We start from the raw sequence: 14,669 nt of genomic DNA on the forward strand, positions 1-14,669 counted from the left end.
AGGACATCCTACCAATTAACAGCAAGGGGTGACAAATGTCCCTAACTTCTACATTTTTTAATTACTTAATAAGCAAATTAAAAATTCATAAATTATACAACACAGCATTTGGGGATGAAAACTATAAATAGACAATTAAGAAAAAATTAAAAACTGGGTGGATCTTTTTTCAATAAAATTTATTTTATAAAGTTTAAAACTAGAGATATTTTTTCTCAAGATCGAAAACCATCTCTGTTATCTTACTTCTCTGCTTAACTGGTGTTGGTATAGTTTTGAGAGGGCTTTTGCTGCGTCATAGATTGATTGGTAAACTGGTAGATTCATATTTTGAAAAGTGTTCTTGATTTTTGCTTCAAATTCAGAGTAGATGCTTTTTGTTACAACTATCATGGTAGGTTTACCGTGCTCATTCATGATTTTTTTACAGGTTTCACCCAAAATTAATGTAAACTTATCCACAGCGCTTGGGTCTCTGGCGGTGTACACTTTAAATCCTCCGGGTTGAAGCTCAATGATCAGTGAATGTATATATTCGTCCTGGGATACTGTGTTTAAGGCTTCGGGCAGTATGCCTCCCTGAAAGGCCATCCAAGCATCCAGAGGATTTCTTATGCTTGCCCCAGCTATGGGAATAATCTTTCTAAGCGCCCCCTGTGTTTCCTCGGAGAAGCTGGGAACATTTAATCCCACCTTGACACACAAATCCGTGTGAATAACGGCAGAACCGCCCGAAGTGGTGACTATGCTCACTCCCCTACCTTTTGGTGGAAAGGCATAGAGAAAACCCACAATGGCATCAGCCATATCCTCAAAAGTATCAACACTCACCGCTTTAACCTGCTTCAGGAAACCCTCCCAGATTTTGGCTGAACCGGCCAGAACACCGGTGTGAGAGGCTGCGGCTCGAGCTCCATCCCCTGTTTTTCCACCCTTAAGAATCACTAAAGGCTTTTTTTCCGAAGCATTTTTCAAAGTTTCGAGTAGGCCCTCAGTTTTTCTTAAACCCTCAACGTAAGCCCCGATAATACTGGTTTTCGGATCCTCAGCCAGATAATCCACAAGCTCCACAAAATCCACATCCAAAGCATTACCATAACTCACAACCTTACTAAAACTAAAACCATGTGACACGCCCTCAAAAACGAAGTTCACCGCTTGACCCCCACTCTGAGACACGAACGCCACCGAACCCACCTCAGAGGGCAAGTTGTGTGCAAAGAACAAGCCGGATTCCGGACAGTAGACCCCCATACAGTTCGGGCCGATAACTCTAATCCCATAATTTTTAGCAATTTTTAAAACTTCTTCCTCAAGCATTTTACCCTCCTCAAGCCCGGTTTCACTGAAACCCGAAGAATATATGTGAGCCACCCTAACACCCTTCCTTCCACAGTCCTCCAAGGCTTCGGGCACAATCTTTGCCGGAACCGCAAAAATAGCGTAATCCACAGGCTCCGGGACATCCAAAATGCTAGGATAACACTTCAAACCCGAAATCTCACTGGACCTGGGATTAACCAGGAAAAACTTTTCCCTTAACCTTGAAGCAGAAATGGGGTCTATGTAAAAGCCAACTTCTTTGGAAGCACCTATAAGCGCAACTGACCGGGGATAAAAAACCACGTCAAGATTTCTACTCGAAACCATCTGCCTCAACCACATTAAGTTTAAACTCCGACTTTAACACTTCCTTACCCTAGAACCTCTTGTCACATAAGATTAAGATACTGCTATTACAACTGAACAACTTGATGATTCAGCCGATATTCTAAAAAAATATTACAGACATAAAAATTCTTTGGTGCAAGAGAAGAAGTGTTAAAATAACAATTTTCCCATTTTCCAAACCTAATAACCTGAAATAATTACCTACAAGCTATTCCTAAAAATTACTCAAAACTTATATAAATGAATGAATTAAGAATTACACAATTTTTACTATAGAATTGTCAACTAAATGGGAGATGGTTTTTATGGCGTTTAAAGCGGCCTTCCTCGCCCATGCCCCAGATGCTGATCCGCAGAAACACCAGGGTGTGGTTGAAACGGGCAAGTACAAACTTTTCGTGGTGGTGGTCAAGAACCAAAATGAAGCACTTAACGAGTGCAAAAATCTCGTAGAAAAAGAGGGCATTCACGCAATCATGCTCTGCCCCGGATTCACACACAAAGACATCGCAAAGATTGTGGAAACGGTTGGAGAAAAAGTCAGCGTTAACGTAGCAAGGGGAGACGGCCCAGGCACCAGGATTGCAATAGAGGTAATGCAAAGAGAAGGCTGGTTTTCATAAAAGTGAAAAAACGTGAAAACCGAATCAACAGAGGAAAACACTCTAAAACTAGGCATATATTTCCTCAAGAAAAATTATTTCCTCAAGAAAGCCTCATTCTCTAAATCGAGATTGAATTCATAAAGGAATTAATCCCCTTCGTCTATCTCTGCACCCAGTATTTTACCATACTTCTTAGCAACCTTCTTTGCGCCCAGCATCCCGGCAAACTTCATAACGGCTTTTACATGACCACCTAACCACAAATCAACCCAAGGATTTTTGTATAAACCTTTCCTTTTCTTTTCCGGTTTATCCTCTCAGATAGGAGTCCGTTTCCCAGTCATAACACATCTCTTCTCAAGTTTCCCATAGATATTATGTCCTTTACTAAAATTTAAAACTAGGCGTACTTTTTTTCAAGATTGAAAACTTCCTTCCACAAATTGAGGTTAAGCTCAACGAATTTTCTCATATTCTTAATCTGCTCCTCCTTTGTACCTTTTTTCTTGAATCCAGGAGAAAGAATTAATAAATTGTCTTCCGTATTTTAGGATATGAACGTTGAAGCTGAACTGAGGGAAATAAGAAAGCACATAATTGAAATATCAAAAAAGCTTGACGAACTCCTCTACGAAATAGAGAAACGCAAAACAGGAACAGAAATAGTTGAAAAAACACCTAGAGCATCAATGTTTGCCTCCAATACCAAACTTCCATCATTCACCGAAGAAGACAGAGTAAAATTCCATGAATAGCGGGATGACAAATACATGGGGCGAGGTTCTCAAATATCTGTTAAAAAATACGTTATAGATTAGTACGCATGGTTTGAATACTTTAAAGGAAGCAATGAAGGAATAGCAGCACAGAAATACATAGAGTCAACCTAGACGATACTACCGACCATTGTATTAGCCGAGGTTTACAACAAATTACTTCGATTGATAGAATCGGGAGCCGAAAACCCAAATGGAGCAAAAGAAAAAATAAACTTTATGATAAATACTTCTGAAACAGCAGAACTGACAACAGACATAGCTTTGAAAGCTGCAGAAATCAATCAAGACATGAGGAAACAAAGAGAGGGTTGGGGACTAGCAGACTCCATAATATACTCTACCACTCTATTACGCGAAGCCGTTATCGTAACAGGCGATGAACACTTCAGAGGACTATCCTCAGTTATAATGATAAAACCCTAAATCATTATAAACTTAAGCTTCTTTGTTTTACTAACCACATTCTCTCCATTCTTATAATTGTTTAAAATTATCTATCATAAAATAGGATATAAAATTAAATTTTACAAAAATAACCAACGAAATAACCAACGAAAAGACACAAAACTCTAAAAATTTCTCAGAATACCAATAGATCTAAAGACTTTAATTTCCATAAATTTCTTACTTATTGGTATTGTATCTTTCCACCACTTTGGATTTTCAAAGGTTGAAACTGGAAATATTGATTTCAACCCTTGATTAAATGTCAGATTTATAATCTTCCATTCATCATCAATTTTTATTCCGACAACACAGTTAGGCAACTCTTTAATACCATAATCCTTTTTCGGTAACAGTTCTGCCACCATTAAGACGTATATGGCCGAGATGCTGACTATATTTTTCAATTTTTTTATGTTTGTAAATTTATTTTTAGAGTTTTGGCGTGGCTTTACTATCCTTTACTTCCACTTCTTGTAATTCCATATATGGGGAATTGAGAATCTATTTCTAAACTTGCTTGGAGAGTAACTCTGGGATTCTTACTTACATTACGTGTTTCGCTCTGTGAGGTCTTGTTTTCGTCCAGCTAATCTCGGTACAATTTTATTCCTTTAATCCTCTCAAAATGCTTCACGTTCTTGGTGTACAATTTGACATCGTTTTCCAGTACTATTCCAGCAATCATAACGTCTCTAAAATCCACAACTTGACCCGTTTTCTCCAACTCGGTCATTATCCCTCCCAATAGTTTTGCCGATTCGTCTGTAAATCCAAGTGCTTCAAGCCTTATAGCCAACTCATCTACGGATTTTACATTTCTCTCTTTCTTTGTTTTGTACGCACCATAGTATAGTTCGAACAGATTTATTGTGGTTGTGGTAAGCTGGAATTCTTCTTCGAGTTGCTTGATTCTATCTCTAATTTTTCCTCTCAGAAAATCTATTAGGATGTCGGTGTCTAAGCATAGCGTCTCCACGCTCTCCACCCCTTCCTCAGAGACTCCTTGATTTCTCGAACCTCTTCGTCGCTAACATCCCAAGAACCAGCAAGATCACTAATCTTCCTTCTCATCAGATATTTTATTGCGTCCTCAATCGAGACAGACCTTTTCCACTCAGCCTGCAGCCTGCCAGCCACCTCAACAAGTTTCTTGTAGGTCTCCTCACTCAGCTTAATAGATTTAGTGGTCATAGTGGATAAAGTAGTTAAAGTAGTATAAATATCTTTTCTCGTCAAAAAGTTTGAGGTGCTTTTGAACAAGACAAGAGGTTCTCAGAGTTTGGTTTAAAGATTAAAACTTGACATGGCCCTCAAACAAATTCCAATGGGACTTTATTAGATTTACAAGCCCGCCACACCAAACCCTGGGTTAACCTAAATTTGAGTAGTCTTAACAAAATCTCCCTCCTTCAACCTCACTTTTTTGAGAAGTTTGAAAATCCCATTTTTATATATAAATTCTATAAATTTACTTATCCTTAGAATGTTCGCTATTTACCGAACATTTCACTATTTACCGAACTTTTAGATATGGCTTTGGCCTATAAAGTCTTTGTGAAATAAGATTGTCTGTGAAATTATCTTCACCTCAAGCTTTCCGTATAACTAAGTACTTGCTGGAGCATCCTATTACTTATCAACGTCAAATCCACCGAGATCTCGGGATTTCAATCGGTTGGATAAACGATGTTGCCAATTCCCTTTATGAGGCGGGTATGGTAGGAAAGGGAAAATGGCGTAGAATCGAGCTTGAGGAACCTTATGTGCTTCTTGATCTTCTATCTTGGCAACGTCCTCTTCAACGACTTCTTAAAGCAACCGTTCGACTTGAACTTACAGAGATAGCATTAGCAGAAAATATTATACGAGGTATCTGTCTAGAAGCACGATTGAAGTATGCATTAACAGCTTTTTCCGGTTTAAACCGCTATCTCGCTTACTACATAACCTTTCCAAAATCCATACGTACACAAGTAATCCAAAACAATTAAGCCAACTATTACCCAAAAGTCGCAGACCATTCACCGTAGAAGTACTTGATATAGACTATCCAGATATTCTGAAAAATGTTAGAACCATAGATAATACTAATGTAGTTGACCCAATACAGGTAGTTATCGACCTCTTCTGTCTAGGCTCAGCAGGTAGAGACGCAGCATCAAAGCTTTATGAGATGATAAGAAGTGAACAGCAAACAACAATTTGAAATCATAGTAGAAGACTCTTATAAGGAACTCGTGTCACTTTTGAAGTGGTTCTCCTTTTTTGGCCCGATACCAACCATAATAGGTGGATGGGCGGTCTACTTTTATAACTCCTACTTTGGCTCAATCGACATTGACATAGTAGGCGAAAGCTACCAAGGACGATTTATGGACATAATTGAGTGATATTAAAGAACTCATAGTTACGAGTTCATAACAAAAGATCCGCTTGGACTTGAAATTACTTCCAGAAAACCAGTATTCAAAAAGGGCAGGACTATCGGCTACACAGAAATCGACGCATGCACGTTTGAGGATCCAAAACCCGGTATCTTCCATGAAGACCCCGAGAGGCTACTACCCTATTCACTTACAGCAGAGAAAAAGCATCAGAGAGAAGTTAAACTAGAAGAAGATGCTATATGCTTCATTCCAAGTAAACCTCTTCTGCTTCTATACAAAATAAAAGCTACAAGAGACAGAGCCTACGACCTTAAAACCAGAGGAACAATAATTGAGCCAGCCAAAGCAGAAATCCTCCGCGGGAAAGTAATAAAAGATAGAGCTGACCTCATAGCCCTAATAGATCCAAATCCAAAAAAATACGTCATTAAAGAATACCTTGACGCAGACGCTTTTCACGATTTGGTTAAGAGACTCAAACTAGAGTTCACGTTAACAACCATAAAAGATCTACCGAACCACCAAGGCCCCATACGACTCTATAACCCAGATCTGAAAATTAAACAGGTACAAGAATGGATCAAATCAATTATCAAATAGAAAACAAAATGAATACGAAGAAATAAGGATCCGTAAACCAGTAAATCAAAAACCATTATCAATCTTCTATAGAAAATATCTCAAATAAAGGCGAACCAGTATAATCCTCTTTTTGTATCTTCATTGCATAAAGATAAGAATAAAATAGCAAATAAATTAATAGGTATCACATCGGCTTTAATTTTAACATATACCAATCTGTAGAACTCTTCCTCGGCAATGGGTAAGCTGAGGATATTTTTTCTTCAAAAAAGTTGAACTAAAATTTATCCATATTTTTAATCTGCTCCTCCTTCGTAACTTGAGACCACTTACCAGTCCGCTTCCGCCTTCTCTTCTAGTTTCCAGTGGTCTCCCTCAAGGCTTTTAGGACGGCTTCCATTCCACCGGAGCAGAGGTTTTTAGGCTTTCGGAGGTCATCCGGTTCGTGTAGAACTTCAGGGCGGGAAGTATGTCAGTAACCTAGTTCTCAAAAAACTACCAAAGCGCAGCTTACAGTCTGCTTTTGAAAAAGGAAATACATCTCTTGGACAGCTTGTTTTTCAGTGGATTTAAGTCACGGGTTCCTCAATCTCGGTTCCTTTGAAGCGAGTTTTTAGTTTTTGGTATATGGGTCCCCCACCCAAAAGTAAAGCAAATAGAAGGCATCCAACGCCTACTACACGATATATGGTGACCGATAGAATAATTCCGGAAAAGTAGGGAAGAACGAAAACCTGTGACAAAAGTAGTCCCAAAGCAGGATGAATAATTATTTCCTCGGGAGAGGGCAACAAAATATACAGAGATACGCCCAACAAAACCGATGCTACAATAACACGTTTCCCGAACTCCATAAGGCAACATGCCCTAAGACTCAAGCATGTTATATAACTGTTACGGCTTTTAGAAAAGGCACAATGTAGCAGGTACGCATCTTTGGTGTTTGATTATTTGGAAGTGTTTTGCGAAACTTCCATATTAAGTCTTGAAATCGAGAAAAATGAAACATAACAACTTCTTTACCAGCAGCCAAAAAACAAAAACACATACACCCCACACAAAAAACATACCTATTGTATCACGCCTTCAGAAAAACAAACAAGGTCAGCCTTTTCTCAAGAATTAAAGCCTACCCCCACAAATCGAGATCGTGATTAATGAACCTCCCCGCCACCCCGTACCAGTACTCTTTTCCCTCAACACTTCAAAAAAAATCGAAAAACAGAATTTTTAATATATCGATCGGTTAGTTAAGATAGAACAGCCTAAACCTTTATATGAAAAAGAAGAAAAATTCTGTATCCGAGGGAAGCAAAATGAGCGTAGAAGAAACCGGTGTAGCATACTACGGCGTCATGTACCCAGACCGAGCAGTCCAAGACTTCGAGGAGATGATAGAATACGGCTGCAACGCCGTCCTCCTAGGCTGGTCAGAGTTCGACGCCTGGTTCTGGCACCCCAACGTCAAAAAACTCATCCAAGAAGCAAAAAACCATGGGTTAAAAGTTTATGTTGACCCCTGGGCTTGGGGCAAAATCTTTGGGGGAGAACCCACCAGCGTATTCCTACAAAACCACGCAGACCTCAGGCAAATATCATCTAAAACCGGGAAAAGTTTACCCTCAGCCTGCTTCAACACTCCAGAGTTCCGACAATACATGGTGAAAAACATAGAGAAAATGGCTCAAGAAACCGAAACCGACTACTTCTTCTGGGACGAGCCCCACTACGCATCTTTCTGGAGAGTGGAAACGGGCACCATCGAGATACTGGAGTTAGACGACTGGGCCTGCGCCTGCGAACTATGCCAGAAACTCTTCAAAGACCAGTACGGGTACCAGATGCCCACCGAAATGACCGATGACGTGGAACAATTCCGGCAGGATAAGATTATCGAATTCCTAGACGAAATCAGCCAAGCCGTAAAGAAGACTGACCCCAAAAAAGGGGTCTGTGTATGCCTACTACCCATGAGCCACCCCCTAATAGGCATCACAAACTGGGAACAAGTGGCAACACTCCAGAACATAGACATGCTCTCCACCGACCCCTACTGGGTAGCGTTCTCACAATACGGCTTAATCCCATCCGGCTTCCAAGAAGGAATAAACTGGTACAAAGAAACACTAGACAACCTAATAGAACTAGCTAAAAAGCACAGAAAGAAAACCCAAGCCTGGGTGCAAGCCTTCAACATTCCCAAAGGAAGAGAAGAAGAAATAGTAAAAGGCATAGAAATCGCCAAAGAAAAGAAAGTAGATTCCATATTTGCCTGGCCCTACCGAGCCGGAGAAGGAAGCATACTCTCCTCAGACAGAGCCCCCAAGCTGTGGAAAATGATAGGCGAAGCCTACAGGGAAATCATTAAAGCACCTAAAGTCAAACCTCAGAGGAAACCAAAATAAGAGATCCAAAGTACGATACTTCACCTATCTAGAAAATACATTAAAGAAAGATATGGTTCTATGCGGTAGTTACAGACACTGAAACGGAAGCATCAACAATGAGCATTTCTTAGCGCCTCTAATACTCCTTGAGCACCCTCAACATTCTCAGTTTTTTTCCTCAAAAATTCCGGAAGGTATCTGACCAATTTTTTGTGTGCTCTGTGAGCGTGAACACTAATTAGTATAAAAATCACTTCTCTTCAAAAATTGTTGAGTTGATGCCTATTTCTTAGTTAAGCATGTTTAAATTTTTATTTCCGCACAGAAGAAGATCAACCCTATTCTTCGTTTCTTTTCTTTCGGAGACAACAATTTATTCCGTGTAGTGGACTGCTTTTGAGGATCGGGTTCTTTCCATGTATCTTCTCTTTACTTCCAGGTATTTTCTTGTAGGCTGTTTGGTCACTGCCATGATCATCCCAATTAGAGGAATCACTGTGCCAAGCAGGTAGAAAAATATCCAGGGCACGAGTAGTGGAGGATTATTAAAAAAGGAGATAGCATAGGGAACTGCGGCGATGATTGAAATCGCCAGTAACAAGTTTGGAATTAGAATCCATAAGAGTCGGTAATTGTTATAAATCTCAATCAAATACTCGTAGCTATTCACCGCGTCCGCTACCTCGCCTTTGATGGAGTTCACCTCGTTTCTCCAGCTCTCAAGTTCGTTTATTCTCTCTAGGGCTTTAATCGTCTCGGACTCGAAGTATTCGCACAGCTTGAAAGCAAAGAGAAATAGAGTTATTACCGAAGCGGCTATAGCCAACACACCAGTCACAGACAACACCACTAATAATTAAAAGAGTAGTTATAAATTATTAATGCTTCCGTTTTAATTATAACTTTTTCCAACGTTCAAACTCTGGCGAGAAATAGTAACTTTTTAAGAAATACCATAAATCTGAAAAAATTAAAACTTTATAACATCTTTAACCAAGACTGCTGCAATTTATGCTACTGTCTTGAAAATTAAGCCATTAAATTTCAGATTCACTACAACCTTTAAAAAACGCTCTACATTCTTTTGTTTAGAGGATACAAAAGAGATGATGGAAGATTCTAGCTCTCCGGGTTTTCTTCGGTTGAATCATCTGCAGGGTCTACGTGTATTACGCAGAGTTCACAGGCGGTCTCTTGATGCACTCTTCTTTTGACCTCTTCCGCTATTCTGTCTGCTTCTCTTACCGAGAGGTCCTCATCAACCACTATGTGGAAACCGGTGTAAATGATGTCTGGACCTATATACTCAGCCCTTAAGTCATGGATACCCAAAACACCCTCCACCGACTTCGCCGTTGACTCCACTTTCTCCAGCAAAGACATTTCAGGCGCCCTACCCACGAGGTAGTGAAAGTTTAGCCTAAAGAGCTGCAAACCACCGACAGCGATTATGGCGGCTATGATCATGGACGCCACCGGGTCAGCCCAGTAATATCCCCACCCAGCAAGAATTATACCTATTATCGCAGCCACGTAAGAAATCTCATCTGAGAAAAGACCAAACAACTGCGCCTTTGCCGAAGCACCTCTCCCCCTCACCCTTAAAAGGTATACGAGGGGAGCAGTGTTCACAGCCATGCCCACCACCGCCACGATCAAAGCCAGATTTGTGTCATGGAATTCGAAAACAAAAGGATCGAATAATTTCGGAATAGCTTCTCGAAACAGCTCCAAGCTTATCAAGGAAATAAAAATCGTAGCTGCAACCAGCGCCGCCACATTCTGAGCCCTCCCGTGGCCAAACATGTGAGACTCGTCCGGCGGTTTCCGAGACCAGTAGAGAGCAAGCAAAAGAAAGAGAGAAATCAAAACATCACTCAACGTATCAAGACCCTTTGCGAACAACACAAGAACATTCGTCCAAATGAACGCCACCATATACAAAACTAACAACGTTAGGTAGCTGCCCAAGGCAAATATTAAACCGCGACTTTCACTAGCTCCCTCTGTCATTTAAACCGCTCCAAAACTTCCATAACAGAATTAATAACAATGGTATATTTAGGTTTCCTTCACAATACCCACATTGCCAACTCAGATTTTCACTTACACCGACTACTACAAGAGCGGCTTACGAATCCCACAAAAACAGGGAAAAAATAAACCAAATGTGCGGAAAGTAGGTTAAAAAACTTTCAATCTCCGTAGCTGGAGAACGGTTTTTGCAAAGGTTGTATCATTTTATTTTGCCCCCGTATGTGAAAGGTGTGTGGGGCGCATTTTTCAGCCGGTGAGTGGTCTGGAATGACCCTTATTTTGGGCAACCATGTGCTTTTAGAACATGTGCACCACCCTTTCTACTAATTTGTTCATGTGTTTCTCGTTAACTATGTGGTTGTTTATTCCGCTTGTTTCGGGACTTAAAAACGCTTCTTTTCGGGGAAACTTGTAAGCAAAATACAAGCATATACTTCCCGTATACGGTAAAAAACAACAAACCATCACCTAACTAACGAACAAAAATAACAGGAAAACTCCTAATTTCAGGCTTATTACCCTTTCTAAATGGATGTGGTCAAATTAGTTTCGATACAATTTTATTCCTCTAATCCTCTCAAAATGCTTCACGTTCTAGGTGTACAATTTAACATCGTTTTCTAATAATATTCCCGCAACCATAACATCTCTAAAATCCACAACTTGATCCGTTTTCTCCAACTCGGTCATTATCTCTCCCGAGAGTTTTGCCGATTTATCTTTAAACCCAAGTGCTTCAAGCCTTTCAGCTAACTCATCTACGGATTTTACATTTCTCTCCTTCTTTGTTTTGTACGCACCATAGTATAGTTCGAACAAATTTATCGTGGTTGTTGTAAGCTGGAATTCTTCCTCGAGCTGCTCGATTCTATCTCTAATCTTGCCCCTCAGAAAATCTATTAGAATGACGGTGCCTAAGCAGAGCGTCTCCACGAGCTCCACACTTTCCTCAGAGACTCATTGATTTCTCGAACCTTTTCATCGCTAATGTCCCAAGAACCAGCAAGATCACTGATCTTCCTTCTCATTAGATATTTTATTGCGTCCTCAATCGAGACAGACCTTTTCCACTCAGCCCGTAGCCTGCCAGCCAACTCAACAAGTTTCTTGTAGTTCTCCTCACTCAGCTTAATAGATTTCGTGGTCATAGTGGATATAAGTGGAAAAAGTAGTATAAATGCCTTTTTTAGTCAAGGAAACCACACTTGAAATGTAAATACTCTAACTCTTTTTAGTACATAGAGTTTAAAATTGCGGGCCTAAAATAATTATATCGAAGGCAGAATTTATGAAATTTAATGAGAGAATAATGGAAGGCATTATTGGCATAGAAAAATTCGTCACCCTACTAGCTTACACTTACAATTCTATGAAAATGGTTCTAGACTCTGCGATTATCACATTTTTACAGTAAAGCAGCAGAACCATTTAAGATATCAAAACACAAGCAGTTTAAACAAGATTCTCAAATATCGGTCAGAAAGTAATTACCAAGGGCAGAAAGCCTCTTTCCACAAATTTAAGTTAGAAAAAGCAAAGTTAGACGCAAAAATTTTATTTTGCAAGATGGTTTAGAATATTGAGAAATGCAACCTATGACAATAAATACGCACCCATAGGATAGGTTTAGGAGTGGCTAAATCCCGATTTTAGAATCCACTTAATAGCGGGGTTTTCCTTTAGCTTGGGGTGGAATATTTTCGCGTCTATAATTTCTGGAGTAAACTTCTTTTCTCTGAAAAAATCATCAATGAGTTCAATTTCTTTGCTTGTTAATCTGTTCGTAACCTCTTTTGCAAACTCTATTACTCTGCTTTTAACCTCATTAAAGTTGGGTTTTTCACCTGTTCTTAAAAGATTTGCAAGACGAGTATCTAAGGAAACTAAATTTATACTAGTTAAGTCTATCTTATCCAAACGCTTTCCCACCATTAAACTTTCAATAACACAACACTTCCTGAAAATTTCTCCATCAAAATCCTGCTGAGAAATCCTGTACACATCATACACATCTCTAGGTAAAGCTCTGAAAAGACACAAGCAGAATTATTCGCAAAAAGCTCTTCCCTAATCGGAGTTTTCACTTTGAAAGATTCATCCCTTCCTACATGGAAGAAATCCGCTTCATAGTCACTTTTTAGAATCGGATACCGTCTAATGTAGCCTATCTCAATCCTGAAATCATCTTCCGAGCCCACACAATTCTCGTAAGAAACATCAAACCTGCACAAAGGATAGCTAGGATTTATCCTAATATTTTCATCCTTATAGTTTCTCAAAAACAGAATCACCTTTATCCTTCCCTCCACATCTTCTCTAACCCTACCCTAGTCCCTTCTCCCAACATGACGGTAATTGAAGTCTAAATCAACAGAAATCCTAGGAATTCCTAAATAGACGAAGTTCAGAGCAGAACCACCATAAAGTGACAACCTATCCTTCAAAAACCCAACACTAAAAATGTCCTCCAGTAAATCAGAAATTCTCAGAACCTTCTCCAACTATCTTATACTAAAACCATATTTAGAACGTAAACTCTCCAAACTCTTTTTAGCGTAAGACATCTCACACCCCCCTCACCAAAGACTTGAAATCTCTCGGAACATAGAGATTCCAGTTCCTATCATAGTACAAAGAACTATTTTTCTCCAAATACATAGGAGTTTTCCCCACTCTTTCCCTAATACTTTCCGACAACTCCCCACTTACATTTTCATAGAACACTGAGGTCTCCCTCAAAAACTCCAAAATAAACCCAACCTTTCTAAATAGAAAATCCTTGTTGTACAAGGATAAAACAACAAACAGCTTATCAAAGCTAACCCCACTCAAACTCTGAAGACTCTTCAAAGCCTCCACCCAGCCACCCGCATACTCAACCCTATCCACACAATCCACAAATGTCCTCTCCTTCGAACTCACCCTAATAACCTGATTCAAATACCTTTTCTCCTCAACCCCTAGGTTCAAATCTTCCAAAAAAACAGGCCTAAACCTAAGGTTCTTATAATAAAAAGCATCAAACCTGCCACTCTTCCCCACCACGACGTAAACCTCATTGAAAAAAGAATAAGCACAACCATAAAATTCAAGAGCCGTATGATAACCCAAATAATACCTTTCCCTGATCCTAGAACCAACAAGAAACTTATCCGGCAGGTATTCCTCAGGCTTCTCAAGAGGGGGAACAACAGCATAAAGACCCCTCCTAATCCTGGCCAATTTCCCCTCTTCCATCAGCCTTCCAACATATTTCGAATAAACATATTTAGCATCATAAGACTTACCAGTAATATCACCCAACTTGTCCACTATGTCCTCAAAGGCAACAACTCCCGAAGCAAGTAACTCAAGATAAAGCCTCTCAGTTTTGCTAACCATAATCAATAATTTTTTTATAAAAATTTAAAGTTATCTACCATCAAGTAGGATACAAAATTAAATTTTAATAAAATCATGGAGCGGTATAAGAGAAGGGTTCACAACAGTAGAAAGATTTAATGATAAATAATACCATTCTTGGACTTTAATCATGAACCTAAACATCCGCAGAGATGTCCAATACAAGGCTACAACCCTGCCCACGAGAACCAAGTCGGCAATCAGCGTGGAGAACAAAAATCCGCTAAAAGGAACCACTGCTGGGCAAAGCAAAGGTTTCCTTCCAAAGGCGGACCACGACTTAAACGCTGCCTAACCACGCCCTCGCCACCACCAGTTTGAGCGGAGACACACACAAAACGTCTGCAAGAGCGGAGAGGCACAATGCCTCAA

General features: G+C 39.8%; 23 protein-coding genes. 8 read left to right on the forward strand and 15 right to left on the reverse strand.

Translation table 11 applies throughout. The features are described from left to right. Positions 1-237: 237 nt before the first annotated feature. On the reverse strand, positions 238-1,665 hold the full coding sequence (locus tag ACUVXA_RS06470; protein WP_445870431.1) for an acetate--CoA ligase family protein: 1,428 nt from the start codon (positions 1,663-1,665) through the stop codon (positions 238-240). A 311-nt stretch (positions 1,666-1,976) separates the two neighbouring features. On the opposite strand from ACUVXA_RS06470, the gene ACUVXA_RS06475 reads away from it, so the two are divergent. The 3 genes from ACUVXA_RS06475 to ACUVXA_RS06485 all read left to right on the forward strand — a co-directional run bounded on the left by ACUVXA_RS06475 (position 1,977) and on the right by ACUVXA_RS06485 (position 3,478). After that, positions 1,977-2,294 (forward strand): DUF6506 family protein, encoded by a 318-nt coding sequence (locus tag ACUVXA_RS06475; protein WP_445870432.1) that lies wholly within the window; start codon positions 1,977-1,979, stop codon positions 2,292-2,294. A gap of 536 nt (positions 2,295-2,830) precedes the next feature. Next, a complete protein-coding gene (locus tag ACUVXA_RS06480; protein ID WP_445870433.1) occupies positions 2,831-3,031 on the forward strand; it encodes a hypothetical protein in 201 nt (66 codons plus the stop codon). 150 nt (positions 3,032-3,181) lie between these two features. Continuing rightward, the gene (locus ACUVXA_RS06485; protein WP_445870452.1) at positions 3,182-3,478 is read left to right on the forward strand and encodes a hypothetical protein; all 297 of its coding nucleotides are present in this window, start codon (positions 3,182-3,184) and stop codon (positions 3,476-3,478) included. 146 nt (positions 3,479-3,624) lie between these two features. On the opposite strand, the gene ACUVXA_RS06490 is transcribed toward ACUVXA_RS06485, so the two are convergent. The 4 genes from ACUVXA_RS06490 to ACUVXA_RS06505 all read right to left on the reverse strand — a co-directional run bounded on the left by ACUVXA_RS06490 (position 3,625) and on the right by ACUVXA_RS06505 (position 4,996). Then, complete coding sequence (locus ACUVXA_RS06490; protein WP_445870434.1) at positions 3,625-3,867, reverse strand: hypothetical protein; 243 nt, start codon at positions 3,865-3,867, stop codon at positions 3,625-3,627. A gap of 221 nt (positions 3,868-4,088) precedes the next feature. Next, on the reverse strand, positions 4,089-4,478 hold the full coding sequence (locus tag ACUVXA_RS06495) for a type II toxin-antitoxin system VapC family toxin (RefSeq protein WP_445870435.1): 390 nt from the start codon (positions 4,476-4,478) through the stop codon (positions 4,089-4,091). After that, a complete protein-coding gene (locus ACUVXA_RS06500) occupies positions 4,460-4,762 on the reverse strand; it encodes a hypothetical protein (protein WP_445870436.1) in 303 nt (100 codons plus the stop codon). Before ACUVXA_RS06500 ends, ACUVXA_RS06495 begins: the two co-directional genes overlap by 19 nt. Positions 4,763-4,876: 114 nt before the next feature. After that, on the reverse strand, positions 4,877-4,996 hold the full coding sequence (locus ACUVXA_RS06505; RefSeq protein WP_445870453.1) for an antitoxin family protein: 120 nt from the start codon (positions 4,994-4,996) through the stop codon (positions 4,877-4,879). 221 nt (positions 4,997-5,217) lie between these two features. On the opposite strand from ACUVXA_RS06505, the gene ACUVXA_RS06510 reads away from it, so the two are divergent. Both ACUVXA_RS06510 and ACUVXA_RS06515 read left to right on the forward strand, forming a co-directional pair. Further along, positions 5,218-5,493, forward strand: a complete 276-nt coding sequence (locus ACUVXA_RS06510; protein WP_445870437.1) for a hypothetical protein — start codon at positions 5,218-5,220, stop codon at positions 5,491-5,493. A 192-nt stretch (positions 5,494-5,685) separates the two neighbouring features. Further along, positions 5,686-5,892: a hypothetical protein gene (locus ACUVXA_RS06515; protein ID WP_445870438.1), complete on the forward strand. Its 207-nt coding sequence runs from the start codon at positions 5,686-5,688 to the stop codon at positions 5,890-5,892. 1,148 nt (positions 5,893-7,040) lie between these two features. On the opposite strand, the gene ACUVXA_RS06520 is transcribed toward ACUVXA_RS06515, so the two are convergent. After that, positions 7,041-7,325 (reverse strand): hypothetical protein, encoded by a 285-nt coding sequence (locus ACUVXA_RS06520; protein WP_445870439.1) that lies wholly within the window; start codon positions 7,323-7,325, stop codon positions 7,041-7,043. Positions 7,326-7,787: 462 nt separating this feature from the next. On the opposite strand from ACUVXA_RS06520, the gene ACUVXA_RS06525 reads away from it, so the two are divergent. Beyond that, positions 7,788-8,876 carry a hypothetical protein gene (locus ACUVXA_RS06525; RefSeq protein WP_445870440.1) on the forward strand — a complete coding sequence of 363 codons (1,089 nt, stop codon included), beginning with the start codon at positions 7,788-7,790 and terminating at the stop codon, positions 8,874-8,876. A gap of 355 nt (positions 8,877-9,231) precedes the next feature. Here the strand turns inward: ACUVXA_RS06525 and ACUVXA_RS06530 are convergent, their stop codons facing one another. The 5 genes from ACUVXA_RS06530 to ACUVXA_RS06550 form a co-directional block, all read right to left on the reverse strand. Beyond that, positions 9,232-9,696: a hypothetical protein gene (locus ACUVXA_RS06530; RefSeq protein WP_445870441.1), complete on the reverse strand. Its 465-nt coding sequence runs from the start codon at positions 9,694-9,696 to the stop codon at positions 9,232-9,234. Positions 9,697-9,977: 281 nt separating this feature from the next. Next, the gene (locus ACUVXA_RS06535) at positions 9,978-10,871 is read right to left on the reverse strand and encodes a cation diffusion facilitator family transporter (protein WP_445870442.1); all 894 of its coding nucleotides are present in this window, start codon (positions 10,869-10,871) and stop codon (positions 9,978-9,980) included. A 321-nt stretch (positions 10,872-11,192) separates the two neighbouring features. Continuing rightward, a complete protein-coding gene (locus ACUVXA_RS06540) occupies positions 11,193-11,321 on the reverse strand; it encodes a hypothetical protein (RefSeq protein ID WP_445870443.1) in 129 nt (42 codons plus the stop codon). Positions 11,322-11,489: 168 nt separating this feature from the next. Beyond that, complete coding sequence (locus tag ACUVXA_RS06545; protein ID WP_445870444.1) at positions 11,490-11,837, reverse strand: type II toxin-antitoxin system VapC family toxin; 348 nt, start codon at positions 11,835-11,837, stop codon at positions 11,490-11,492. Then, positions 11,810-12,043 carry a hypothetical protein gene (locus ACUVXA_RS06550; RefSeq protein WP_445870445.1) on the reverse strand — a complete coding sequence of 78 codons (234 nt, stop codon included), beginning with the start codon at positions 12,041-12,043 and terminating at the stop codon, positions 11,810-11,812. The genes ACUVXA_RS06545 and ACUVXA_RS06550 overlap by 28 nt, the downstream gene beginning before the upstream one ends. Before the next feature lie 140 nt (positions 12,044-12,183). Between ACUVXA_RS06550 and ACUVXA_RS06555 the strand changes: the two genes are divergently transcribed. Continuing rightward, positions 12,184-12,309, forward strand: coding sequence for a hypothetical protein (locus tag ACUVXA_RS06555; protein WP_445870446.1), 126 nt, complete (start codon positions 12,184-12,186; stop codon positions 12,307-12,309). A 212-nt stretch (positions 12,310-12,521) separates the two neighbouring features. On the opposite strand, the gene ACUVXA_RS06560 is transcribed toward ACUVXA_RS06555, so the two are convergent. The 4 genes from ACUVXA_RS06560 to ACUVXA_RS06575 all read right to left on the reverse strand — a co-directional run bounded on the left by ACUVXA_RS06560 (position 12,522) and on the right by ACUVXA_RS06575 (position 14,276). Next, positions 12,522-12,812 (reverse strand): hypothetical protein, encoded by a 291-nt coding sequence (locus ACUVXA_RS06560; protein ID WP_445870447.1) that lies wholly within the window; start codon positions 12,810-12,812, stop codon positions 12,522-12,524. Between the two features lie 14 nt (positions 12,813-12,826). After that, positions 12,827-13,174 carry a hypothetical protein gene (locus tag ACUVXA_RS06565; RefSeq protein ID WP_445870448.1) on the reverse strand — a complete coding sequence of 116 codons (348 nt, stop codon included), beginning with the start codon at positions 13,172-13,174 and terminating at the stop codon, positions 12,827-12,829. A gap of 48 nt (positions 13,175-13,222) precedes the next feature. Then, positions 13,223-13,396, reverse strand: a complete 174-nt coding sequence (locus ACUVXA_RS06570; RefSeq protein WP_445870449.1) for a nucleotidyl transferase AbiEii/AbiGii toxin family protein — start codon at positions 13,394-13,396, stop codon at positions 13,223-13,225. A 64-nt stretch (positions 13,397-13,460) separates the two neighbouring features. Further along, complete coding sequence (locus ACUVXA_RS06575; protein WP_445870450.1) at positions 13,461-14,276, reverse strand: type IV toxin-antitoxin system AbiEi family antitoxin domain-containing protein; 816 nt, start codon at positions 14,274-14,276, stop codon at positions 13,461-13,463. A 151-nt stretch (positions 14,277-14,427) separates the two neighbouring features. Here ACUVXA_RS06575 and ACUVXA_RS06580 point away from each other — a divergent pair, with 151 nt between their 5' ends. Next, a complete protein-coding gene (locus tag ACUVXA_RS06580; RefSeq protein WP_445870451.1) occupies positions 14,428-14,592 on the forward strand; it encodes a hypothetical protein in 165 nt (54 codons plus the stop codon). Positions 14,593-14,669 lie beyond the last annotated feature (77 nt).

Source organism: Candidatus Jordarchaeum sp., from assembly GCF_052745115.1.